Origin of the sequence: Lysobacter claricitrinus (assembly GCF_045866565.1) — a bacterium.
Lineage (GTDB): Bacteria > Pseudomonadota > Gammaproteobacteria > Xanthomonadales > Xanthomonadaceae > Cognatilysobacter > Cognatilysobacter claricitrinus.
The window spans coordinates 47,633-69,858 of sequence record NZ_BAAFZV010000002.1 but is presented as its reverse complement, the minus strand read 5'-3'; the positions used below and the strand labels follow the sequence as shown (position 1 = coordinate 69,858).

At 68.9% G+C, this 22,226-nt stretch carries 25 protein-coding genes; 7 read left to right on the top strand and 18 right to left on the bottom strand.

Going from position 1 to position 22,226, the window contains the following annotated elements:
• From hutU to ACKTTN_RS04925, 4 genes are all read right to left on the bottom strand, one after another.
• Nucleotides 1-1,671 carry a urocanate hydratase gene (gene hutU / locus ACKTTN_RS04940; protein WP_407908780.1) on the bottom strand — a complete coding sequence of 557 codons (1,671 nt, stop codon included), beginning with the start codon at nucleotides 1,669-1,671 and terminating at the stop codon, nucleotides 1-3.
• Between the two features lie 61 nt (nucleotides 1,672-1,732).
• Nucleotides 1,733-2,518 carry an SEL1-like repeat protein gene (locus ACKTTN_RS04935; RefSeq protein WP_407908779.1) on the bottom strand — a complete coding sequence of 262 codons (786 nt, stop codon included), beginning with the start codon at nucleotides 2,516-2,518 and terminating at the stop codon, nucleotides 1,733-1,735.
• A 124-nt stretch (nucleotides 2,519-2,642) separates the two neighbouring features.
• On the bottom strand, nucleotides 2,643-3,005 hold the full coding sequence (locus tag ACKTTN_RS04930) for a hypothetical protein (protein WP_407908778.1): 363 nt from the start codon (nucleotides 3,003-3,005) through the stop codon (nucleotides 2,643-2,645).
• A gap of 86 nt (nucleotides 3,006-3,091) precedes the next feature.
• Nucleotides 3,092-3,610: a YybH family protein gene (locus ACKTTN_RS04925; RefSeq protein ID WP_407908777.1), complete on the bottom strand. Its 519-nt coding sequence runs from the start codon at nucleotides 3,608-3,610 to the stop codon at nucleotides 3,092-3,094.
• Nucleotides 3,611-3,707: 97 nt separating this feature from the next.
• On the opposite strand from ACKTTN_RS04925, the gene ACKTTN_RS04920 reads away from it, so the two are divergent.
• A complete protein-coding gene (locus ACKTTN_RS04920) occupies nucleotides 3,708-4,946 on the top strand; it encodes an alkaline phosphatase family protein (RefSeq protein ID WP_407908776.1) in 1,239 nt (412 codons plus the stop codon).
• A gap of 182 nt (nucleotides 4,947-5,128) precedes the next feature.
• Here the strand turns inward: ACKTTN_RS04920 and ACKTTN_RS04915 are convergent, their stop codons facing one another.
• Entirely contained in the window at nucleotides 5,129-6,361 is a 1,233-nt protein-coding gene (locus ACKTTN_RS04915) for a formimidoylglutamate deiminase (RefSeq protein ID WP_407908775.1), read from the bottom strand.
• A gap of 56 nt (nucleotides 6,362-6,417) precedes the next feature.
• Here ACKTTN_RS04915 and ACKTTN_RS04910 point away from each other — a divergent pair, with 56 nt between their 5' ends.
• From ACKTTN_RS04910 to ACKTTN_RS04890, 5 genes are read left to right on the top strand one after another with little or no spacing between them, the layout of a single operon-like run.
• Complete coding sequence (locus ACKTTN_RS04910) at nucleotides 6,418-6,636, top strand: hypothetical protein (RefSeq protein WP_407908774.1); 219 nt, start codon at nucleotides 6,418-6,420, stop codon at nucleotides 6,634-6,636.
• Entirely contained in the window at nucleotides 6,629-7,840 is a 1,212-nt protein-coding gene (hutI, locus tag ACKTTN_RS04905; protein ID WP_407908773.1) for an imidazolonepropionase, read from the top strand. The genes ACKTTN_RS04910 and hutI overlap by 8 nt, the downstream gene beginning before the upstream one ends.
• A gap of 31 nt (nucleotides 7,841-7,871) precedes the next feature.
• The gene (locus ACKTTN_RS04900; protein ID WP_407908772.1) at nucleotides 7,872-9,089 is read left to right on the top strand and encodes a dipeptidase; all 1,218 of its coding nucleotides are present in this window, start codon (nucleotides 7,872-7,874) and stop codon (nucleotides 9,087-9,089) included.
• Nucleotides 9,090-9,149: 60 nt separating this feature from the next.
• Nucleotides 9,150-9,521, top strand: a complete 372-nt coding sequence (locus ACKTTN_RS04895) for a response regulator (RefSeq protein ID WP_407908771.1) — start codon at nucleotides 9,150-9,152, stop codon at nucleotides 9,519-9,521.
• 60 nt (nucleotides 9,522-9,581) lie between these two features.
• The gene (locus ACKTTN_RS04890) at nucleotides 9,582-10,598 is read left to right on the top strand and encodes an extracellular catalytic domain type 1 short-chain-length polyhydroxyalkanoate depolymerase (protein WP_407908770.1); all 1,017 of its coding nucleotides are present in this window, start codon (nucleotides 9,582-9,584) and stop codon (nucleotides 10,596-10,598) included.
• An 80-nt stretch (nucleotides 10,599-10,678) separates the two neighbouring features.
• Here the strand turns inward: ACKTTN_RS04890 and ACKTTN_RS04885 are convergent, their stop codons facing one another.
• The 8 genes from ACKTTN_RS04885 to ACKTTN_RS04850 form a co-directional block, all read right to left on the bottom strand.
• Nucleotides 10,679-10,870, bottom strand: coding sequence for a 30S ribosomal protein THX (locus tag ACKTTN_RS04885; protein ID WP_407908769.1), 192 nt, complete (start codon nucleotides 10,868-10,870; stop codon nucleotides 10,679-10,681).
• 131 nt (nucleotides 10,871-11,001) lie between these two features.
• Nucleotides 11,002-11,391, bottom strand: a complete 390-nt coding sequence (locus ACKTTN_RS04880; RefSeq protein WP_407908768.1) for a MerC domain-containing protein — start codon at nucleotides 11,389-11,391, stop codon at nucleotides 11,002-11,004.
• A 77-nt stretch (nucleotides 11,392-11,468) separates the two neighbouring features.
• The gene (locus tag ACKTTN_RS04875) at nucleotides 11,469-12,269 is read right to left on the bottom strand and encodes a metal ABC transporter permease (protein ID WP_407908767.1); all 801 of its coding nucleotides are present in this window, start codon (nucleotides 12,267-12,269) and stop codon (nucleotides 11,469-11,471) included.
• Entirely contained in the window at nucleotides 12,266-13,165 is a 900-nt protein-coding gene (locus ACKTTN_RS04870) for a metal ABC transporter substrate-binding protein (protein ID WP_407908766.1), read from the bottom strand. The genes ACKTTN_RS04875 and ACKTTN_RS04870 overlap by 4 nt, the downstream gene beginning before the upstream one ends.
• Before the next feature lie 11 nt (nucleotides 13,166-13,176).
• Nucleotides 13,177-14,673 carry a hypothetical protein gene (locus ACKTTN_RS04865; RefSeq protein WP_407908765.1) on the bottom strand — a complete coding sequence of 499 codons (1,497 nt, stop codon included), beginning with the start codon at nucleotides 14,671-14,673 and terminating at the stop codon, nucleotides 13,177-13,179.
• A gap of 86 nt (nucleotides 14,674-14,759) precedes the next feature.
• Complete coding sequence (locus ACKTTN_RS04860; protein ID WP_407908764.1) at nucleotides 14,760-15,254, bottom strand: transcriptional repressor; 495 nt, start codon at nucleotides 15,252-15,254, stop codon at nucleotides 14,760-14,762.
• Between the two features lie 7 nt (nucleotides 15,255-15,261).
• Nucleotides 15,262-16,668 carry a glutamate--tRNA ligase gene (gltX, locus tag ACKTTN_RS04855; RefSeq protein WP_407908763.1) on the bottom strand — a complete coding sequence of 469 codons (1,407 nt, stop codon included), beginning with the start codon at nucleotides 16,666-16,668 and terminating at the stop codon, nucleotides 15,262-15,264.
• A 57-nt stretch (nucleotides 16,669-16,725) separates the two neighbouring features.
• Nucleotides 16,726-16,977 carry a type II toxin-antitoxin system HicB family antitoxin gene (locus ACKTTN_RS04850; RefSeq protein ID WP_407908762.1) on the bottom strand — a complete coding sequence of 84 codons (252 nt, stop codon included), beginning with the start codon at nucleotides 16,975-16,977 and terminating at the stop codon, nucleotides 16,726-16,728.
• Nucleotides 16,978-17,210: 233 nt separating this feature from the next.
• Here ACKTTN_RS04850 and lpxH point away from each other — a divergent pair, with 233 nt between their 5' ends.
• Nucleotides 17,211-17,945, top strand: coding sequence for a UDP-2,3-diacylglucosamine diphosphatase (gene lpxH / locus ACKTTN_RS04845; protein ID WP_407908761.1), 735 nt, complete (start codon nucleotides 17,211-17,213; stop codon nucleotides 17,943-17,945).
• Between the two features lie 14 nt (nucleotides 17,946-17,959).
• Here lpxH and ACKTTN_RS04840 read toward each other — a convergent pair whose 3' ends face one another.
• From ACKTTN_RS04840 to ACKTTN_RS04820, 5 genes are read right to left on the bottom strand one after another with little or no spacing between them, the layout of a single operon-like run.
• Nucleotides 17,960-18,766 (bottom strand): ferritin-like domain-containing protein, encoded by an 807-nt coding sequence (locus ACKTTN_RS04840; protein ID WP_407908760.1) that lies wholly within the window; start codon nucleotides 18,764-18,766, stop codon nucleotides 17,960-17,962.
• On the bottom strand, nucleotides 18,766-19,140 hold the full coding sequence (locus tag ACKTTN_RS04835) for a ribonuclease E inhibitor RraB (RefSeq protein WP_407908759.1): 375 nt from the start codon (nucleotides 19,138-19,140) through the stop codon (nucleotides 18,766-18,768). Before ACKTTN_RS04835 ends, ACKTTN_RS04840 begins: the two co-directional genes overlap by 1 nt.
• 1 nt (nucleotide 19,141) lies before the next feature.
• Nucleotides 19,142-20,611 (bottom strand): amidophosphoribosyltransferase, encoded by a 1,470-nt coding sequence (purF, locus tag ACKTTN_RS04830; protein ID WP_407908758.1) that lies wholly within the window; start codon nucleotides 20,609-20,611, stop codon nucleotides 19,142-19,144.
• Nucleotides 20,612-20,632: 21 nt separating this feature from the next.
• Nucleotides 20,633-21,181, bottom strand: a complete 549-nt coding sequence (locus ACKTTN_RS04825) for a CvpA family protein (protein WP_407908757.1) — start codon at nucleotides 21,179-21,181, stop codon at nucleotides 20,633-20,635.
• 2 nt (nucleotides 21,182-21,183) lie between these two features.
• Nucleotides 21,184-22,218: an SPOR domain-containing protein gene (locus ACKTTN_RS04820; protein ID WP_407908756.1), complete on the bottom strand. Its 1,035-nt coding sequence runs from the start codon at nucleotides 22,216-22,218 to the stop codon at nucleotides 21,184-21,186.
• Nucleotides 22,219-22,226 lie beyond the last annotated feature (8 nt).

Genomic DNA, 22,226 nt, shown 5'->3' with positions numbered 1-22,226 from the left:
TCAGCCGCCCTGCATCGGCAGCTTCAGTCCCTGCTCCACCGCGCACTGCTGCGCGATTTCATAGCCCGCGTCGGCATGGCGCATCACGCCGGTGCCGGGGTCGTTCCACAGCACGCGTGCGAGGCGTCTGTCGGCCGCTTCGGTGCCGTCGCAGACGATGACGACGCCCGAGTGCTGCGAATACCCCATGCCGACGCCGCCGCCGTGGTGCAGCGACACCCACGTCGCGCCGCCGGCGACGTTGAGCATCGCGTTGAGCAGCGGCCAGTCGGAGACGGCATCGCTGCCATCCTTCATGGCCTCGGTCTCGCGGTTGGGCGACGCGACGGACCCGCTGTCGAGATGGTCGCGACCGATGACGACGGGCGCCTTCAGTTCCCCGTTGCGCACCATCTCGTTGAACGCGAGTGCGAGCTTGTGGCGCTGACCTAGGCCGACCCAGCAGATGCGCGCCGGCAGGCCCTGGAAGCTGATGCGTTCGCGCGCCATGTCGAGCCAGCGATGCAGGTGCGCGTCGTCGGGAATGAGTTCCTTGACCTTCGCATCCGTCTTGTAGATGTCCTCGGGATCACCCGACAGGGCGACCCAGCGGAACGGGCCGACGCCGCGACAGAACAACGGGCGCACGTAGGCCGGAACGAAACCCGGGAAGTCGAACGCGTTGGTGCAGCCTTCGTCGAACGCCATCTGGCGGATGTTGTTGCCGTAGTCGAAGGTCGGGATGCCCTGCTTCTCGAACGCGAGCATCGCTTCGACATGCACGCGCATCGACTTCTTGGCTTCATCGCGCACGCGCTGCGGGTCGGTCTTCTGCGCGGCCAGCCACTGGTCCACGGTCCAGCCGATCGGCAGGTAGCCGTGCACGGGATCGTGCGCGCTGGTCTGGTCGGTGACGGCATCGGGACGTACGCCGCGGCGCACGAGTTCCGGCAGCACGTCGGCGGCATTGCCGAGCAGTGCGATCGACTTCGCTTCGCCGGCCTTCGTGTACTTCTCGATGCGTGCGAGCGCGTCGTCGAGATCCGTCGCCTGCTCGTCGACGTAACGCGTCTTCAGGCGGAAGTCGATGCTCTTCTGCTGGCATTCGATCGTGAGCGAGCACGCGCCGGCAAGCGTCGCCGCGAGCGGCTGCGCGCCGCCCATGCCGCCGAGGCCCGCGGTGAGGATCCATTTGCCAGCGAGATTGCCGTCGTAATGCTGACGACCCATCTCCACGAACGTCTCGTACGTGCCCTGCACGATGCCCTGCGAGCCGATGTAGATCCACGAACCGGCCGTCATCTGGCCGTACATCATCAGGCCCTTCTTATCGAGCTCGTTGAAGTGTTCCCACGTGGCCCAGTGCGGCACAAGGTTGCTGTTGGCGAGCAGCACGCGCGGTGCGTCGGCATGCGTCGGGAAGATGCCGACGGGCTTGCCGGACTGGATCAGCAGCGTCTCGTCATCGTCGAGCTCGCGCAGCGATTTCAGGATCGCGTCGAAGCATTCCCAGTCGCGCGCGGCACGGCCGATGCCGCCGTAGACCACGAGCTCCGCAGGGTTCTCGGCGACCTCGGGATCCAGGTTGTTCTGCAGCATCCGGAACGGCGCTTCGGTAAGCCAGGATTTGCAGGACAGCTTTGTGCCGCGCGGGGCGCGAATGATGCGGGACGGATCGTTGCGAGTAGGCATCGGCGCGGGGACGGATCGGGCGGAGGGCCCCGATTATCGCCGCTCGCGCCGGCCGGTGGGTTCAGCGCTCGGCCACGTTGCACTGCGCGCGCACCTGCGCGGCGCGCTGGAGCGCGGCGCTGCTCGGACGTCGCGCGGCGTATGTGCCGTTGTAGAAGTGCCGGCCGTCGACCTCGGTGTACTCGGCGTGCGAAAAACCGTCGACTTCGAGCGCCGCTTCGTCCGGATCACCGAGCTCGATGCCGCTGTTGTCCGGCAGGCCGAGGATCAGGTACGTGTCACCACCGCCCGCATCGCCGTTGCCATCGCTGAAGTCGTAGAAGCGGTCCTGGCCGAATATGACCTCGCGCATGTCGTAGCCGCGCAGCGCGGCCAGCATGCAGCGACCCTTGGTCTCCTGTTCCTTGCGCCAGTTCGCCATGAACGAATACGCGGGCATGTAGTCGCCCTTCGCCGACGCGTTGAGCAGGGCGATGCCCTTGCGCGAATCGCGCGGCAGGCCGCCCTTGCCTTCCATGTAGCGCATGCCGACGTGGTGCATCGACTCGGCGTCGTCGTGGTCCACGGCGAACTGGAACCACTTCGTCGCCAGGGCGTCGTGGTCGGGCACGTCCGGGGAGCCTTCGTAGTAGTGGCCGAGCTTGTGGGCCATCGCGCCACTGTCGGCCAGTCGCGTGGCCTCGCCAACCATTTGCAGCGCCTCGGCCTTATGTCCCGCATTCATCGCGGCCTGCGCGTCCTCCAGCTTCTTCTGGACGGCCGGGTCGATCGCGTCCGGGGCGTCGGCGGCGAACGCCGGGGCGATGGCGAGGGACAGGACGAGTGCGAGCAGGCGCATGCGGGCCATGGCGATTTTCCATATGCGCCGGAAGCAGCGCGTCGCCGGATTATCGGCTGGCTACGGCCGCTTCTGAACCCGCAAACGAAACGCCCGGCCGGAGCCGGGCGTCGGATGGCGCGACGTGGATGCGTCAGTGGATCGACGGGTCGAGCATGCGCAGGGCGTCGGCGATGTCGGTCTGGCCCGTGCTGCGCAGGTCGTCCTGCGTGTAGACGCGGCCCGGGCCGCTATTGGTGCAACGACCGGGCTTGGCACGGATGCGGGTGCCGGTGTCGCGCAGGCAATTGGGATGCGCTTCGGCGAACGCGACCGGGTCGAGGCGCGGGTCCGCCACCGGGGCTGCGGCGTCGAGAGGAGCGGGCGCGGACGCGTCCTGGGTCTCGGGTGCCGCCATGGGCGCGGGCTCAGCGGTGGGCACGGGCGTCGCCTGCTGAGCGAAGGCCGGCAGCGCGGCGAGCACGAGCGTGGCGAGGAAGATGGGTCGGAGGTTCATGGCGGTCTCCCGCGAGGTCGACACCGCCACGATACGCCCCTGCCACGACGCCGGAGCGCGCGCCCGTCGCCGGGTTCAGTCCCGGCTTACGCGCCCGGGCAAGCGCTGGGACGCGCCTTGCGGAACGCGTCGGCCTCGGCGGGCTGGACCTCGCGTGGCGGCGTTCCGCCATCGAACACCACTTGCCAGACGCCTTCGGCATTGCGACGCCACACGGACTGGAACGTGCTGCGCGTCAGGTGCGTCACGCCCTTGTCGACTTCTTCCACGAGTGCGGGGCCGGTCGACCACGCGATGTCGCCGACCACCGTCGTGCGCACCGGGTACCACTCCAGCCTGATGCCCTCGCCTTTCACGATGGGCGCCCACGCGCGGACGATCGCGTCGCGACCGCGCTGCGGGCGCGGGGAGCCGGCGGCGAACGCGGCATCGGGCGCGACGTGCTGCGCGAACGCGGTGGCGTCGTGGTCGGCCACCGACTTGGCGAACGACATCTCGCGCGCGAACACGGCGCATTCGTCGGCCGAGAACGGCGCGGGCGGCGGGGCCACGGGTGCGGCCGCAGTGGCGGCGAGCAGGGGAACGAGTGCGAGTGCGAACGCCATGGCGCGGGGCTCCGGTGAAGTCCTGCGATGCTGTGCGCACCGGAGCGTCATGGCGACCGGCTAAAGTCACGGTTTCCTTCGACCTAGCGCGCCGTACGTGACCCGACCGCTCGTTGTTGCCCTCGCCGCGGCCCTGCTCGCCGCCTGCGCATCGCTCACCCCGCAGTCCACCGCGCCGGCCGGCCCGCCGGTCGCGACCATCCTCATCTCGATCGACGGCTTCCGCGCCAGCGCGATGCAGCACGGCCACACGCCGACGCTCGACTCGCTGGCCCGCAACGGCGTGCGCGCCGAGTACATGCGTCCGTCGTACCCGAGCCTGACCTTCCCGAACCACTACACGCTGGTGACCGGCCTGCGCCCGGACCACCACGGCATCGTCCACAACACCATGGACGACGCGCAGCTGGGCCACTTCAATATCGACGACGAAGCCGCCGTCGGCAACGCGGCCTGGTGGGGCAGCGAGCCGATCTGGTCGACGGTCGAAAAGTCCGGCCAGCACGCGGCGACGATGTTCTGGCCCGGTAGCGCCGCGCCGACCGGTGGCGTGCGCCCGTCCGAATGGCGCACGTTCGACGAGAAGTTCAGCGGCAACGACCGCGTCGATACCGTGCTGGGCTGGCTCGACCGACCCGAGCCCGCGCGCCCGAAACTGGTGACGCTCTACTTCGAGGACGTCGACCACGCCGAGCACGACCACGGCCCTGGTTCGCCCGAAGCCGTCGCCGCCGAGAGCAAGGTCGACGGCTATCTCGCCCGTCTTCGTGCCGGCCTTGTCGCGCGCGGCTTCGCCGATCGCGTGAACATCGTCGTCGTCTCCGACCACGGCATGGCGCCGGTGCAGGCGGGTCACGCGGTCGCGATCGAGGACATGGCGTCGCCGGACATCGCAGCGAACATCACCACCGGCCAGTCGGTGGGTTTCCGCCCGCTCGCCGGGCACGAAGCCGAGGCAAACGCGAAGCTCGTCGGCCGCCACGACCACTACGAATGCTGGACGCGCGAAAACATTCCCGCGCGTTGGCACTACGGCAGCAACCCGCGCGTGCCGCCCATCGTCTGCCAGATGGACGAAGGCTGGGACGCCGTGACGCGCGCCAAGCTGGCGACACGCCCGACCGGACTGCGCGGCTCGCACGGTTTCGATCCCGCGCTGCCGTCGATGCGCGCGCTGTTCGTCGCCGACGGCCCATCGTTCCGCGACGGCGTGGTGCTACGCCCCATCGACAACGTCGACGTCTACCCGATGCTTGCGCGCGTGCTCGGCGTCACGCCGATGCCGAACGATGGCGATCCCGCGGCGTTGTCGGGCGCATTGCGGCCCGGTCAGTAGCTGCGCAGACCGTCGCACGCGGCACGAGGTCGCATCCGGGTCGGCATTTCGCGCGGACGGCCGGGTGCTCGACACGCGCGCTGCTGACGTCAGTCGTTACGAAATGGGATAGCGAGCCGGCACAGAGGCTAGAGCCGCGCTCGCAACGTGCAACAAGGCCGGGTGCGTCGCGTTCACCCGCATCACGCGAGCAACTTCGCCATGGCGGCGCGATAACGCGTCGCGATCGCGTCGGCATCGACGTGTCGGCCATCACGCACCACCGTGCGCCCCGCCACATCGACTTCGCGTACCAGCGGACGATTCCCCGAGAAGATCCAGCGATCGATGACGTCGTCCGCCGTCGCGCCGGCGAGGATCGGCGCGTCGGCATCGAGTACGACGCGATCCTCGTTCGTCGCCTGCGCCGACGAATCGAGCGCGCTTTCCAGCACGCGCTCCAGCAGCGTTTCACCGACACTCGTCGATGCGCCGACGGCCACGTTGCGACGGCGCGTCACCAGTCGCTGTCCGTATTCGAGCCAGCGCAATTCTTCGATCGGCGACGTCGACACGTGCGAATCCGACCCGATGCCGAAGCGTCCGCCCGCTTCGAGGAATGCACGCAGCGGGAACAGGCCGTCGCCAAGATTCGCTTCCGTCGTCGTGCAGATCGCAACGGTCGCGCGCGACGCCGCGACGTCGGCGATCTCGCCATCGTCCAGATGCGTCGCATGCACCAGCGTCCATCGCGAGTCGACCGGTGCGTGGTCGAGCAGCCAACGCACCGGCCGCGCGCCGCGTAGAGCGATGCATTCGTCGACCTCCGCGGTCTGTTCGGCGATGTGGATGTGGATGCGCGAATCCGACGGCAATGCCGCAAGCACGCTGCGCATCGCATCTTCCGGCACGGCGCGCAGGCTGTGCAGCGCGCACCCGATGCGCAGCGCTTCGTTGCGCGGATCGCGCAGCGTCTCGAGCAGCCGCAGGTAGCCGTCGACGTCGTGACCGAAGCGGCGCTGGCGTTCGGCGAGGGCGCGGCCGTCGAAACCGCCGGTCATGTACAACACCAGCAACAGCGTCAAGCGGATACCGGTAGCGCGCGCGGCGTCGATCAACGCGCGCGACATCGCCGCGGGATCGGCGTACGGCCGGCCGTCCACGGCATGGTGCACGTAATGGAACTCGCAGACCGCGGTGTAGCCGGCTTCGAGCATCTCGACGTAGAGCTGCGCGGCGACATCGCGCAACGTGTCGGGGTCGAATCGCGCCGCCATCCGGTACATGGTTTCGCGCCAGGTCCAGAAGCTGTCGGCCGGATCGGTCTGGCGCTCGGCCATGCCCGCCATCGCGCGCTGGAACGCATGCGAATGCAGGTTGGCGAGGCCGGGCAGTTCCCAGCCGCGGGCGGTGCGCTGGACGGGCGATTCGGGCATGGCGGGCGGCAGGCGTCGGGTGCGCTAGGCTACCTCGGCTGCCGGAGGGAGACCGCATGCACGTCATCGAATTCGTCGGCATCGTCGTCGCGCTGATCGCGCTGTCCGCACTGCTGCTGGGCCGGCCACACAGGCTGACGCCCGGGTCGCGCGACGACAACGCGCCGATGGTCGAGGCACGCCCATTGGCCGGCGTCGCCTGCGATGACCACAGCGACAGCCGCATGCCGGACCTTGCCTCGGACAGCACGCGCTGCGGCGGCACGCATGACTGAACCACGTTGGGACGGCCTCGTGGTCGGAGCCTCGCTGGCCACGCTCGACGGCGATGGCTACGGGGCGATGGCCGATGGCGTGATCGCGTGGAAGGACGGCGTCATCGCGCACATCGGCCCGCGCCATGCGCTGCCAGATGCGCCCGCGTCACTCGCGCGCGGGGTGATCGAGGCACGCGGATGGATCACGCCGGGCCTCATCGACTGCCACACGCATGCGGTGTTCGCCGGCGACCGCGCCACCGAGTTCGAAATGCGTTTGCAGGGCGCGACCTACGAACAGATCGCTCGAGCGGGTGGCGGCATCCTCTCGACCGTGCGCGCCGTGCGTGCGGCCGACGAGGAGGCTCTGTATGCGCAGTCGAAGCCGCGCATCGACGCATTGCGCGCCGATGGCGTCACCACGCTCGAGATCAAGTCGGGCTACGGGCTCGACTTCGACAACGAACGCAAGATGCTGCGCGTCGCGCGTCGCTTCGGTGTCGACGGGCTCACCGTCCGCACGACCTACCTCGCCGCGCACGCCTTGCCGCCCGAATACGCGGGTCGCGCCGACGATTACATCGACGCCGCGATCGACTGGCTGCCGAAGTTGCACGCCGAAGGCCTGGTCGACGCGGTCGACGCGTTCTGCGAAGGCATCGGTTTCTCGCCCGCGCAGACACGCCGCCTGTTCGAGTGCGCGCGATCGCTTGGCCTGCCGGTGAAGCTGCACGCCGACCAGTTGAGCGATCTCGATGGCGCAGCGATCGTCGCGGACTTCGGTGGGCTTTCGGCCGACCATGTCGAACACACCAGCGACGCCGGCGTCGCCGCGATGGCGCGCGCGGGCACCGTCGCCGTGCTGCTGCCCGGCGCGTTCCACGTGCTGCGCGAAACCAAGCTGCCGCCGCTCGACGCCTTCCGCGCGCATGGCGTGCCCATGGCGGTCGCGACCGACTGCAATCCCGGCACTTCGCCGCTGCTGTCGTTGCGCCAGGCGATGCAGCTCGCGTGCACGCACTTCCGCCTGACGCCCGAAGACGCGCTGCGCGGCGCGACCGTGCACGCCGCGCGCGCACTCGGGCTCGCCGATCGCGGCATGCTGCGCGTCGGCCTGCGTGCGGATTTCGCACTCTGGCGCGTCGCGCATCCCGCCGAGCTGTGCTACTGGCTCGGCGGCGATCTGCTCGATGCGCGTTACGTTGCCGGAACACAGTGCTGATCGAACGTCCCTCGTCCTGTTGGAGAACGCGATGCGCCCGTCCGCCCTGCCCTGCCTTCTGCTGCTCGCTCCGGTGTTGGCGTTCGGCGCGGAGCCGCGCGAAACCGCGTCGCAGTTCGCGCAGGACGCCGTCATCGTGGATACGCACATCGACGCGCCGAGCGAGCTGCTGAAGTCGTGGCGCGATCTGTGCCAGGAAACGCCGGACCGCGAATTCGATGCCGACAAGGCAAGTCGCGGCGGCCTCGATGTCGCGTTCATGTCGATCTACACCTCGCCCGAGGAAGACGCCGCGGGCACGGCGCGGCAGAAGGCGCACATGGAGATCGACGCTGTCGAGGCGATGGCGGCGCGGTGCGGTGACCGTTTCGGCGTCATCACCGAGCCGGGCGATTACCTGCACCTGCAGGAATCGGGCAAGCATGTGCTGCTGGCGCTCGGCATGGAGAACGGCGCGCCGATCGGCGACGACCTGTCGCAGCTGAGGGTGTTCCGTGATCGCGGCGTCCGCTACATCACGCTTGCGCACAGCCATAGCAATCGCATCGCCGACGGCTCGTATTCGCTCGATCGTCCGTGGCACGGCCTGAGTCCGTTTGGCGAGAAGGTGGTCGCGGAGATGAATCGGCTCGGCATCATGGTGGATGTCTCGCACCTCTCGGACGAGTCGGTCGAGGACGTGTTGCGCGTCAGCAAGACGCCGGTGATCGCCAGCCATTCCGGCATGCGCCACTTCACCCCCGACTTCGAACGCAACCTCAGCGACAAGCTCGCGAAGGCGATCGCGAAAAGCGGTGGCGTGGTGCAGATCACGTTCGGCAGCGGTTTCATCGATCCGAAGGCTGCGGCGGACACCACTGCATATTTCCGTGAGATGGCGAAGTTCCAGCACGCGCAAACCGAAGCGAAAGCACGCGGCGAAGCGGTGCAGTCGTTCGACGACTGGGACAAGGTCTGGGACGCCGCGCATCCGAAACCGGCGACGAAGCTGTCGCAGGTGGTCGACCAGATCGACTACGCGATCAAGCTGATCGGCGAGGATCACGTCGGCCTCGGCTCGGATTTCGACGGCGTGTCCGGCGCGCTGCCCGACGGCCTGAAGAGCGTGGCGGACTATCCGAACCTCGTCCAAGCACTGCGCGATCGCGGGTATTCCGACGCAACGATCCGCAAGGTGCTCGGCGGCAACCTGATGCGCGTGTGGAAGGCGGTCGACGCAGCCGGCGCGAAGCTGCGCGGCGACGGCTAGACCGCGGCTTCACGGCGACCGAAGGAACCGCCGGCCAGTCTCCGCAGGAAGGAGGCCGCCATGACGCCGCGCGTGATGATCGTGGAGGACAACCCGGATATCCGCGCAGCGCTTGGCGAACTGCTCGGGGCGCAGGGCCTCGACGTGACGCTGGCCGACAACGGACGCGATGCGCTCGACCTGCTTTCCGGCGAGCCGGAGCCTGCATGGATCGTGCTCGACCTCGTGATGCCGGTGATGGGCGGCCGCGAGTTCCTGCAGGTACTCGACGCGGCGGGCCCGCATCCGCCGGTCACGGTGCTGACCGCGCTGTCGTACGACGCCGAGACGCGCGGCATCGAGGAACGCTACGGCTGCCGCGTGCTCAGCAAGTCGACCGACATCGCCGTGCTCGTCGAGCTGGCGAGGACGTTCGTCGGCACCGCGCACTGAGCGTCAACCGTCTGCGCGACGGTGCGTTGGCGTCGAGGGTCCCCACTCACCCGAGCCGCCATGCACCGCTGGCGTTACGTCGCGATCGTCCTCCTGCTCGTCGTCGCCGCGGACGTGTTCGCGCAGGCGCGCGGCGGCCGATTCGCCGAAATCCTGCGCGCCCGGGCCGCGCAGCGTCAGGCCGATGCGGCGATGGTTCGCGGTGGCGACCCACGCGCGCGGCTGGTCGCGCCCGGCGACTACCGCTACGACATCCAGCACGACGGCATCACGCGCATGTACCGCGTGCATGTGCCGCGCAGCTATCGACCGGGGCATCCGACGGCGTTGCTCGTCGCGCTCCACGGCGGTGGTGGCGACATGGACTGGCAGGCGGATGATTCGAAGTACGGGCTGATCACCGCCTCGGAAGCGCATGGCTTCATCGCGGTGTTCCCGAATGGTTTCAGCCGCATGCCTGGCGGGCGCCTCGCGACGTGGAATGCGGGTCGGTGCTGCGGCGCCGCGCGCGATCGCCGCGTCGACGACGTGGGCTTCATCCGCGCGGTCGTCGACAACGTCGAACACCAAGTCGACGTCGATCGATCGCGCGTCTACGCGACCGGCATGTCGAACGGTGGACTGATGGCCTACCGGCTCGCTTGCGACGCCGCCGACGTCTTCCGCGCCATCGCGCCGGTCGCCGGGACCGACAACACGACGCATTGCACGCCATCGCGACCGGTCTCGATCGCGCACTTCCACGCCCGCGACGATGACCACGTGCTGTTCGACGGCGGCGCCGGGCCGGACGCGTTCCGCGACCGGTCGATGGTCACCGAATTCACTTCGGTGCCTGCGACGATCGAACAATGGTCGCGACACGACGGGTGCAGCACGCCGGCGCGTCGCGTGCTGAGCGTGCCCGGCGCGTACTGCGAGCTGCGCGCGCCGTGCGCAGGCGGCGCGAAGGTGCAGTTGTGCGTCACTGAAACCGGCGCGCATTCCTGGCCCGGTGGGCACAAGGATCGCGGCGAGCCGGCGTCGCAGGCCATCTCGGCGAACGAGCTGATGTGGCGGTTCTTCGAATCCTTGTAGCGCGCTTCGGACCGTCGATTCACTGGAACGAAAAAGCCCCGCTCTAGCGGGGCTTTTCGTGCATCCGGGCGGGCCGGTGCTTACTCCTTCGACGCAGCCTTCTTCACCGCGACCTTCTTGGTCGCCGGCGCCTTGGCCACAGTCTTGGTCGCCTTCTTCGCGACCGGCGCAGCGGTCGCGCCCGTCGACACGGCGGTCGACTTCGAACGCGCGTTGCCGTAGCTGGAGTTGTAGCGCTTGCCCTTGGCGGTCTTGCGGTCGCCCTTACCCATCGTGATGCTCCTGGAATCTGAGATTGAAACGTCGGCGCCGCGAGTGCGGGCCCGCGGACGAGCCGCGTGAGGGATCGCGCGCTTGGCGCGAGGCTGCGAAGCCTAGCACAGCGGGCGCGCCGGCCGGCCCGTCAGGGCGCGCAGCAGGTGTCGTTGTGGACGCTCTGCAGGCGCAGATTCGTGACGTGCGCCAAGCCCACGAGCGTGCCGCCGATGGTCATCGAGATGGCATGCGCGACCGCGGACGTGTGCAGCGGCGCGTACAGCACGCCGAGCCACAGGGCGGCCAGCCCGGGCACCAGCAGTCGCAGTGCGCGGACCGCGTGGTGACGGCGGTAACCGCGGACCAGGCTGTACAGGCCAAGCGCGCTCGCGAACAGCACGAAGCCGAGCTCGAAGTCGTCGTCCAGCCACGCGGCCAGCCCGAGCGACGGAAGCAGCGCGATCAGCACCGGCAGCAGGGCGCAGTGGATCGCGCACAGCAGCGAGCCGGTCGCGCCGATCCGGTCAAGGAACGGCATCGACCGGACGTGCGGGGTCGCGCGTGGAGGAGAGGCGGCCATTTGGAACACTATAACATTGCGTCGCGAACGACCCGTCAATGCGCTGCGGCGGCGGCCGCGCCTTCGCGGTGGCCGCGACGGATCGCCGGCACCGCCTGCGCGACCAGCGCGCAAGCCGCGAGCATCCAGACGATGAGCGCGCCGCTCGGCAGGTCGAGCACCGCCGACAGCCCGAGCCCGAGCACATAGCCGCCGATGCCGATCGCGTACGCCGCGACGAGCTGACGCTTGCCCGTCATGCCCGCGGTCGCGAGCGCCGGCACGATCAGGCTGGCGAACACGAGATAGACGCCGACCAGCTGCACAGACGCGGTGATCGCCAGTGCGAACAACGCGTAGAACGTCAGCCCGGTGAGCCGGCCATGGCGCAGCCACATGAAGGCCAGCAGCACGACGGACAGTACGAGCGCCGGAATCAGCTGCGCGTAACTCACCCACAGGATCTGCCCGACCAGCAGGTCCTTGAGGTGCTCGCCGCCCTGCGGGTTGTTGGCGAGCAGCAACAGGCCGCCGGTCGCCGCCAGCGCGAACAGCGTGCCGATCAAGGGCTCCTGGTACTGCGGCCAGCGCTTGTCGGTCCACGACAGCAGGCCCGCGCCGAGCAGCGCGGCCGCGGCTGCGGCGAACTGCACGCCGTAGCCGTGTTCATCGATGCCGAGGAACTGCGCGAGGATCACGCCGAGCCCCGCGATCTGCGCGATCGCGAGGTCGATGAAGATGATCCCGCGCGACAGCACCTGCCGACCGAGCGGCACGTGCGTCGACAGGACGATCAGGCCCGCGGCGCACGCCGGGCCGAGGATGCTGAGGTCGAGCCCTTCCCAGTTCAGCGTCACTTGGCGGCCTGCAGCAGCTTGGAGATGGTGGAGTCGAACAGGCCGAACAGATCCTTCGACTGCGCGTCACCGCCGACGGTGAGCGGCAACGTCACCGCCTTGACGCCCGTGCGCTCGGCCAGCCAGTCGGCCGGCTTCGGATCCTGGTACGCGGCGCGGACGATCGCGAGCGTGTTCGCCGACTTGGTCGTCGCGATCAGGCTCGCGAGGTGCGCGCTGGTCGGCGGCACGCCGGGCTTGGGTTCCAGCGCGCCGATCTGCTGCATGCCGAGCCAATCCCACAGGTAGACCCAGCTGATGTGGTGCACGACGACCTTGCGGCCCGCGAGCGGCGCGGCCTGCGCCTTCCAGCGCACCATCGCGGCAGTCCAGCGCGTCTGGAAGTTCGCGAGGTTCTGCTGGTACGCCGCGGCGTTCGACGGATCGAGCTGCGCGAGGCGTGCATCGAGGCGCTGCGCGACGATCAGCACGCGGCGCGGATCCATCTGGATGTGCGGGTTGCCGTCGGGGTGCACGTCGCCGTTCGCACGATCGAGCGCGGTCGGCTTCTCGAGCGTCTTCACCTGCGACGCGGCCATGAAATAGCCCGCGCCCGACGCGACCTTCGCATTGCCGGACTGGCGGATCAGCTGCGGCAGCCAGCCCACTTCGAGCTCGGCGCCGGTACAGACCACCATGTCGGCCGCGCGCACTTTCGCGATCAGGCTCGGCTTGGCTTCGATGACGTGCACGTCCTGCAGCGCGGACGTGCCGACGTCGACGTCGACCTTGTCGCCGGCCAGCTCGTGCACCAGCGAACCCCACTCGGGCTCGCAGGCGAAGACGCGCATCTTGGCCTGCGCCGGCGCAGCGACGGCGCCAGCAAGCAGGACCGCGGACATCAGCAGGGACTTCATCGTTCGATTCCTCAGAACTTGTGGGCGCCGTGGGCGCCGAGGCTGGTCTGGTACTGCACGGTCACGGCATTGTCCGTGTCCGTCGCATTCGGCTTGTCATGGCTCAGCTGCAGGCGGAACAGGCTGAATTCGCTGTTGCGCCAGGTGGCTTCGATCGTGTGTCGCGTCGGATCGCTGTCGCTCGCAAGCGGGCCTTCGCTGGCCGACCACAGGCGATCGAAGCGATAGCCGACGTCCCACTGGCGATTGAGTCGATACACCGCTTCGGCGTATGCGCCGCGACGGTCGCCGGCCCAATCGAACGCGAGCGTCGGATCGACGGGATCGGCGAAGCTGCCGTCTCGATGATCGAGGAAATATTCGCTGCGCAGGGTCAGGCCGCCGTCCTTGAAGTTGCCTTGGGGCGCCCACTTCCACGTGCCATCGACGATGTAGAGCGTGCCGTCGCCGGTGAAGCCGTCCTCGCCCGCGACCGCGCTCGAGCGCAATGCGGAAACGCCCGCGAGCCATTCGTTCTCCTCGCCGACGTCGCCGCCGACGTGCGCGAACAGCGTCTTGGTACCGACGCCGCCGTGACCTGCGCCCGCGCTCGGATAACTCTCGCCGCGGAACGCCTCGCCACCGAGCTCTAGGAAGAACGACGTCGGCGCGACCCAACGCACCTGCACGCCGTCGTCGCCGTACTGGTTGCCCAGGAACGCCTGGTACGGCAACGGACGATCGAAGAAGTTGTCGGTGTGCGCGTGGTGGCTGTTGAGGTAGCCGATGTTCGAATAGAACCGGCCCATGCGCACGTTCCAGCCGGCCGGCAACGCAGTGGTGTCGATGAAGGCTTCCTCGACGCCGATGTGGTCCTGCCCGCCTTCGCTTTCGGCCGTGAGCGTGAGCTGGCCGTAGAACTTCTCGTCGATGTTCGCGGCGAAGGAGACTTCGCTTTCGCCGAGGGAGAAACCGTCGGGCGCGGGGCCGGCGCCATCGACGAGCGGAAAGCCCGCGCGCATGTAATTCGCCGGATCGAGTGAGTGATGCGTGTAACTGCCGTTGAGGATGATCGAGATCGCCGGGTTGAAGGCGTTCGGGTTCGAACCGCCCGCGCCTGCGTCGGTGCTCGCAACCGAGTCGGCGGCGGGCGCCGCCGCGGCAGGCGGGTTGGACGCGCTGTCATCGGGCGCGGCGAGGTCGTCGTTCGCGGCGAGATCGGACGTGGCGGATGCATCGCTCGTCGCCGGTGCAGCCGGTGACGCATCGGCGGCCGGCGCCGTGTTCGCGGACGGAGCCGCCGCGACGGCCGTGCCTGCAGACGCGCCCTGCAGCCTGGCGAGTTCGGCGCGAGCGGCCTGCGCCTCGGCATGCGCCTGCTCGGCCTCGGCCCGGGCGGCCTTGGTTTCGGCTTCGAGCTGCGCCATCCGCGCCTGCAGCGCCTTGAATTGCGCCTGGGACACGCCATCGGCCGCATGGGCGGTGCCGAGCGCGCCAGCAAGTGCCAAGGCCAAGAGGGTTTTCGTCATTGCCGCCGGGTCCGGTTTGCGGAAGGTTATAACATTACGTTACGGACCCTCCGGCCGGTTCCTCAATAGCCCGGAAGTCAGGGGATTCAGGCTGCGTCGGGCTTCGCGGCGCAGTCGGCGCACAGGCCGTGGACTTCCAGTGTCTGCGCGCGCGGGGCGAAACCGAGCGCGCGTGCGCGGCTGTCGAGCGCGTCGACGATCTGCTCGTCCTCGAGTTCGGTCGCCGCGTGGCAGCGGTCGCAGATCAGGAACGGCACCGCGTGTTGTGCGCCGCCGGGGTGATGGCAGCCGACGAACGCGTTGATCGACGACAGCTTGTGGATGAAGCCGTGCTCGAGCAGGAAGTCGAGCGCGCGATACACCGTCGGCGGCGCCGCGCCTTCGTGCGTCGCCTTCATCAGCTCGAGCAGCTCGTAGGCCTTGAGCGGACGCTCGGCGTCGGCGATCAGCCGCAGCGCACTTGCGCGCAACGGCGTCAGGCGCAGGCCGCGCTCCTCGCACGCACGCTCGACCTGCGCGACGAATGCATCGCCCGTGTGGACGTGGTGGCGCGGATCGGTGCAGGTGTCGTGGTGCGCCATGTCGGTCTCAGGCTTCCGCCGGCAGCTTCGCAAGCGCTGCGTCGATGCGACGCAGCGCTTCGTCGTGGCCGGCAAGGTAGATGGTGTGCGCGATGTCCGGGCTCACCTGCGTGCCGGTGATCGCGACGCGCAACGGCTGCGCGACCTTGCCCATGCCGACATCGCATGCGGCAGCAACCTCGTTCAGCGTCGCGTGGATCGCGTCGGGCGTCCACGCGGCGAGTTGCGCCAGGCGCGAGCGCGCTTCGTCCAGCGGCGCGCGCGCAGCAGCGTTGAGATGCTTGGCGACCGCCGCATCGTCGTACGCCGTGAGCGGCTGGAACCACACCGCGGCACGCTCCGCCATGTCCTTGAGCGTCTGCACGCGATCGCGCATGGCGATGACGATGTCGGCCGGCGCCGGGCCCTTCGACAGGTCGTACCCGTGCTGCTCGAGGTGCCAGACGAGATGCTTCGCGACATCCGACGGTTCGTCGCTCTTGAGGTACTGCTGGTTGAGCCAGCCGAGCTTCTGCGAATCGAGTCGCGACGCCTTGGCGTTGACGTCCTTGAGATCGAACAGGCGCGTGAGTTCCTCGATCGAGAAGATCTCCTGGTCGCCATGCGACCAACCCAGTCGCACCAGATAGTTGAGCAGCGCGTGCGGCAGGTAGCCGTTCTCGCGGTACTGCATGACATCCGCCGCGCCGGTGCGCTTGGACAGCTTGGCGCCCTGCTCGTCGAGGATCATCGGCAGGTGCGCGAAGTGCGGCACGGGCGCGCCGAGCGCTTCGTAGATGTTGATCTGGCGTGGCGTGTTGTTGACGTGGTCGTCGCCGCGCACCACGTCGGTGATGCGCATGTCGATGTCGTCGACGACGACCGCGAAGTTGTAGGTGGGATAGCCATCGGAACGGAAGATCACAAGATCGTCGAGCTCGCTGTTGGCGAACTCGATGCGGCCCTTGACCTTGTCGTCCCACGCGACCGTGCCGTCCTGCGGATTGCGGAAGCGGATCACGCGATTCGGATCGTCGCGATACGGAAGATTCGCGTCGCGTGCGGCGCCGCTGTAGCGCGGCTTCTCGCCCGCGGCCATCGCCTTCTCGCGCATGGCCTCGAGTTCGTCCTTGGTTTCGTACGCGTAGTACGCCTTGCCGGCCGCGACGAGCTGCTCGGCGACCTCGCGATAACGGTCGAGACGCTGCGTCTGGTAGATCGGGCCTTCGTCGTAGTTCAGGCCGAGCCACTCCATCGCTTCGAGGATGGCGTCGATCGCGGCCTGCGTGCTGCGCTCGCGGTCGGTGTCCTCGATACGCAGGACGAATTCGCCGCCGCGCCGACGCGCCTCCAGCCAGCAGTACAGCGCCGTGCGGGCGCCGCCGATGTGGAGGTACCCGGTAGGACTGGGCGCGAAGCGGGTACGGCTGGTCATGCGGCGGCTCGACGGACGTGGGACCCGTGATTTTACGCCTGCCGTCAACGTGCCCGTTCAGCCCGCGGCGGACATCTCGACCATCAGCCAGTAGCCCTCGTGGTCGTCGGGCTGCCGCGGCAACGCTTCCAACCGGGTCGGCGTCGGCCAGCCGCTGCTGCGTGCCTCGGCCTGCACGGCCTCGCGGATCGCCTGCGTCAGCGCGGGCAGGCGGTCCGCCTCTGCGCTGCAACCCGGAAAGTCGGGCAGCGTCGCGTGGTAGCGACGTTCGGCATCGCGCCGCACGAACGCGAAGTAGCCGCGACTCATGCGCGAACCTCGACGCAGGCGTCGCCCGTGTTGTCCTGAATCCGCATACCGACCGCCCCCCCCTGAGGCCGTGACCGGTGGCCCGACTATACGCCCGCGGATCGGCATGGCACGCGGTACGCATCCGGGACGTGCGGCGCGTCGCAATCGTGGCGGCCGGCGGTGGCTTCGCCACGCGTTATGCCGCGGCCTGGCGTGCCGGCCCATCGCCGCCCCGCTCTTACAATGCGGCGATGACCACGCTCTTCATCTCCGACCTGCACCTCGACGCCGAACGCCCGCAGGTCACCGACCTGTTCCTGCGCTTCCTGCATGACGAGGCCCGCGGTGCGGACGCGCTGTACATCCTCGGCGACCTGTTCGAGGCCTGGGTGGGCGATGACGATCCGTCGGACGTCGGCAACGCCGTCGCGCGCGGACTGCGCGAACTCGTCGACACGGGCACGCCTGCGTATTTCATCCGCGGCAATCGCGACTTCCTGCTCGGCGACGACTACGCACGCCGCGCCGGCATGACGATCGTGCAGGACCCGTCGATGGTGATGCTCGAAGGTCGCCCCGCATTGATCCTGCACGGCGACCTGCTGTGCACTGCCGACACCGGCTACATGGCGTTCCGTGCACAGACGCGCGATCCGAAATGGCAAGCGCAGTTCCTGTCACAACCGCTCGCCGCACGCATCGCGTTCGCGCAGCACGCACGCGCGCAGAGCCGCGATGCACAGGCTGCGCTGAAGAACGCCGGCACGATGGAAACGATTACGGACGTCGCGCCGTCGACGGTCGACGAATATTTCGCGCGCTACGGCGTCGACCTGATGATCCACGGCCACACGCATCGCCCGGCGATCCACGCGCTCGATGTCGGCGGACGCGCGTGCAGGCGCGTGGTTCTCGGCGACTGGTACGACCACGGATCGGTGCTGCGCGTGGACGGTGATCGCGTGGAGCTGGAAGGCCTCGCGTAGCGCGGAGGGCACGATCAGTTCGCGAGCGTTTCCAGTGACGCCAGTTCTTCCGCATCGAAGCCTGCTTCCAGCCGCGCTTCGCGATTGAACGGCCCGTAGAGCACCGCACGTGCGTACTCGCCCAGCAGCGACTTGAACGTCGCCTGCGGCTCCAGCCCGCGCTGCGTGCAATGCCAGCGGAACCATCGGCTTCCCGCGGCGACGTGCCCCACTTCCTCGCGCAGGATCGCTTCGAGGATGTCGGCGGTCGCGTCGTCGCCGCGCTGGCGCAGCTTCACGATCATTGCCGGCGTGACGTCGAGCCCGCGCGCTTCGAGTACGCGCGGCACCAGCGCCATTCGCGCCAGCCCATCGTGCGCGGTCTTCTCGGCCATTTCCCACAGGCCGTTATGCGCGTCGAAGTCGCCGTAGTCGAAACCGAGTTCGCGCAGCCGCGCGCGCAACATCGTGAAGTGGCGCGCTTCGTCGTTCGCGACCGATGCCCAGTCCGCGTAGAACGGCGCCGGCATGTCGCGATAGCGATAGACGGCGTCCCAAGCGAGGTCGATCGCATTGAATTCGATGTGTGCGATCGCGTGCACGAACGCGGCCAGGCCTTCCGTCGTGCCGAAACCGCGCTTGGGCAGGTCGCGCGCAGGAACGAGCCTGGGTCGATCGGGACGACCCGGCATTTCGATGGGCCCGGGTGCGGGCGAATCGGATCGAGGCGCGAGTTCGCCGCGCTCGAAGCGCGCGAACACCTCGAACGTGCGCGCGACCTTGTCGTCAGGCGTCGCCGCGCGCAGGCAGCCGAGCGCCGCGGCGTGCAGGTCGCCGGCCATCACGCGTCCGCGTCGTCTTCGAGCTCGGGGCCGGCGGCGCGCGAACACTCCCAGCCATCCGGATAGCCGCCGAACGATTCGGCCAGCACCGTCAGGTCGTGTTCCAGCTTGGTGATGTCGGCGTGCTTCGCCGCCATGTGGCGGGTGACGACGACCTGCCAGATCCCTTCCTCGTCGACTGCCGGCGCAGTGACCAGCAAGTCCGGCAGACGGTTCGCGGCGTCGGTGAATGCTCTGGAGGCGTCGTTCTCGCCGAACACGAGGTGGAAATCGATGTCGCGCGGAATGGTCAGGTCGTCGCCGTCCTCGACCATCGCGCGCAGCACGTCGCCGTTCTCGTCGTCGGGAATCATCGCCAGCTGCAACGACTTCATGTCACGCCACCTTCCGCGCCTGCTTGGCGGCGTCCGAACGCAGCTGCTTGATGCGCTCGAAGTAACCCGGTTCGACGCCGGTCACGTAGTCGCCGTTGAAGCACGACGAATCGAACGCGTCGATGCGGTGCTTCGGTCCGGACACCGCTTCTTCCAGGTCGGACAGGTCCTGGTAGATCAGCCAGTCGCAACCCAGCAACTCCTGCACTTCATCATCGGTGCGATCGTGCGCGACGAGTTCGTCGGCCGACGGCATGTCGATGCCGTAGATGTTCGGGAACCGCACGGGCGGCGCCGCGGATGCGAGGTACACCTTCGCGGCACCCGCATCGCGCGCCATCTGCACGATCTGCTTGGAGGTGGTGCCGCGCACGATCGAGTCGTCGACCAGCAACACGTTGCGGCCGCGGAATTCCAGCGGAATCGGATTGAGCTTGCGACGCACCGATTTCGCGCGCTCGCCCTGCCCCGGCATGATGAAGGTGCGGCCGACGTAGCGGTTCTTGATGAAGCCCTCGCGGTACTTCACGCCGAGCACGTTGGCGATTTCCAGCGCGGCATCGCGCGAGGTGTCGGGAATCGGGATGACGACGTCGATGTCGTGGCCGGGCCGCAGGCGCAGGATCTTCTCGCCGAGTTTCTGGCCCATGCGCATGCGCGCCTTGTGCACCGACACGTCGTCCATCATCGAATCGGGACGCGCGAAATACACGTATTCGAAGATGCACGGCGTCGCCGCGCGCTCTTCGGCGCAGGCGCGCGTGTGCAGCACGCCGTCGGCCGTGACCACGACGCCCTCGCCAGGGCGCACGTCGCGCAGGCGGTCGAAACCGAGCAGGTCCAGCGCGACCGACTCGGACGCGACCGCGTATTCGTCGCGGCCATTGCTGCTGCGCTTGCCAAGCACCAGCGGGCGGATGCCGTGCGGGTCGCGGAACGCGACGAGCCCGAACCCGAGCACGGTCGCCACCACCGCATAACCGCCGACGCAGCGACGGTGCACGCCCTCGATCGCCTTGAAGATCGACTCCGGCGAGAGCACGCCCTGCACGTCGAGTTCGTGCGCGAACACGTTGAGCAGCACCTCCGAGTCGGACTCGGTGTTGACGTTGCGTTTGTCCTGCTCGAACACCTCGCGACGCAGCGCGTCGGTGTTGATGAGGTTGCCGTTGTGCGCCAGCGCGATGCCGTACGGCGAGTTGACGTAGAACGGCTGTGCTTCGTCACAACCCGCGCTGCCCGCGGTCGGATAGCGGCAATGGCCGATGCCGAAGTGTCCCTGCAGCAGCTGCATCGACGCCTCGTCGAACACGTCACTGACGAGCCCGTTGCCCTTGTGCACGCGGATCTTCGAGCCGCTGGCGGTGGCGATGCCGGCAGCGTCCTGGCCGCGATGCTGGAGCACGGTCAGCCCGTCGTAGAGCTGACCCGCGACGTCGCTTTGGCCGACGATTCCGATGATGCCGCACATGATTCGATGTCCTGCAGAAGATCAGACGGGAAGCCCCGGTAATGGGGGCGGTTCCGGGAGGTTTCGAGCGGGCGTGGCGCCGTCGAGGTCGATTCGCTCGCGCGCCCATACCGGCAGCCACGTCGACATCCAACGCGCACCGGGCTTGAAAAGCGGCACCAGCGCGGACGCCTGCCACGGCCGCTGGCGCGGGATCGCGGTGAAGCCGAGCAGCAGCACCACCGCGCACGCCATCGCGATGCCTCGCAGGCTGCCGATCGCGAGCCCCAGCATGCGATCGACGCCGTCCAGGCCAGCGGCCTTGAGCGCGCGTCGCATGAGGAAGGCGACGATCGCCACGGCGATCGACGTCGCCACGAAACAGATGCCGTAACCGGCGAGCAGTTGCACGGGCGTCGGGTCGGCACGGCCTGCAATGGCGCGCGCGACGCCACCGCCGAGCAACAGCGCCGCGCTACCGCCCAGCAACCACGCCGCGAACGACGCAACCACGCCGACGAAGCCGCGCATCAGGCCCGTCAGCGCCGAAACGCCGAGGATCGCGAGCAGCAGCCAGTCGAGCGAACTCATCGCTAGGGATGCGGGCGGACGATGCCGCTCACGCCGACCTTCGCAGCGACCTGCGAACGCAGCGCATCGGCGGCCGCACGATCGGGTACCGGGCCGACCCGCACGCGGTTCAGGTCGCCGCGATCGGTGTGGACCTTCTCGATGAACGCGGCGAAGCCGGCGGCGCGCGCGCGATCGCGCATGCGCGCCGCTTCCGCGGCGTCGGCGAATGCGCCGAGTTGCACGGCGAAGCCGACGTTGGCCGCGGCGGGCGCGGACGTCGCGACGACCGTGGATGCAGGCGGCGCAGGCGGCGGCGTAGGCGGTGCCGAGGGCTTCGGTGGCGCACTGGCGGCCGAGGCGGGTCGCTGCGTGCCGGCTGCCACGGTGGTCGTCGCGTTATCGGGCGACGGCGTTGCGCGCGCGGGCGTTGCCGGTGCGGCAGGCAGCGGCGTCGCGGTGACGGCCTGTTGCGTCGACGCGGGCGCGGTAGTCGTCGCGACTGCTTTCGCGGGTGTCGCGGTGTCGGCGTCGAGCACGACCACCTTGGCGTTGACGTCGCTGCGCACGCGGCCCGCGGCGAGGCGCGCGGCTTCGGCGTCGGCGGACGTCGCGAAGGGGCCGATGCGCACGCGGTGGACGGTGCGCAGGCCCAGCGGCGCCGGTTCCTGGTAGGCGGGCAGATGCGCCGCGCCGAGCGCGCCGATCACGCGCGCCGCGTCGGACTCGGTCGCATAGCTGCCGAAATTGACTGCGTAGTTGCCGGCGGCGGTACTGGGCGTCGCCGGCGGTGGCGCGACGGACGCGGCCTCGGGCGCGCCGACACCAGCCTCGACCGGCGCCGACAGCACCGGCCTGCCGGTCGGCTCCGGCGCCAGCGGCAGGTCGAGCGTGCGGGTGTCGCCGCTCGCCGCCTCGGGGGCCGGCGGCACCTTGAGCGGAACGCGCGATGCGCCGCTGTCGGGCGCGGGATCCATCACGAGGAGGGGCAGGAAGACCACTGCCAGGGCGACGAGCACCGCCGCGCCGAGCAGCCGCTGTTTCAGGGCAGGTTCCATCGCGTCCG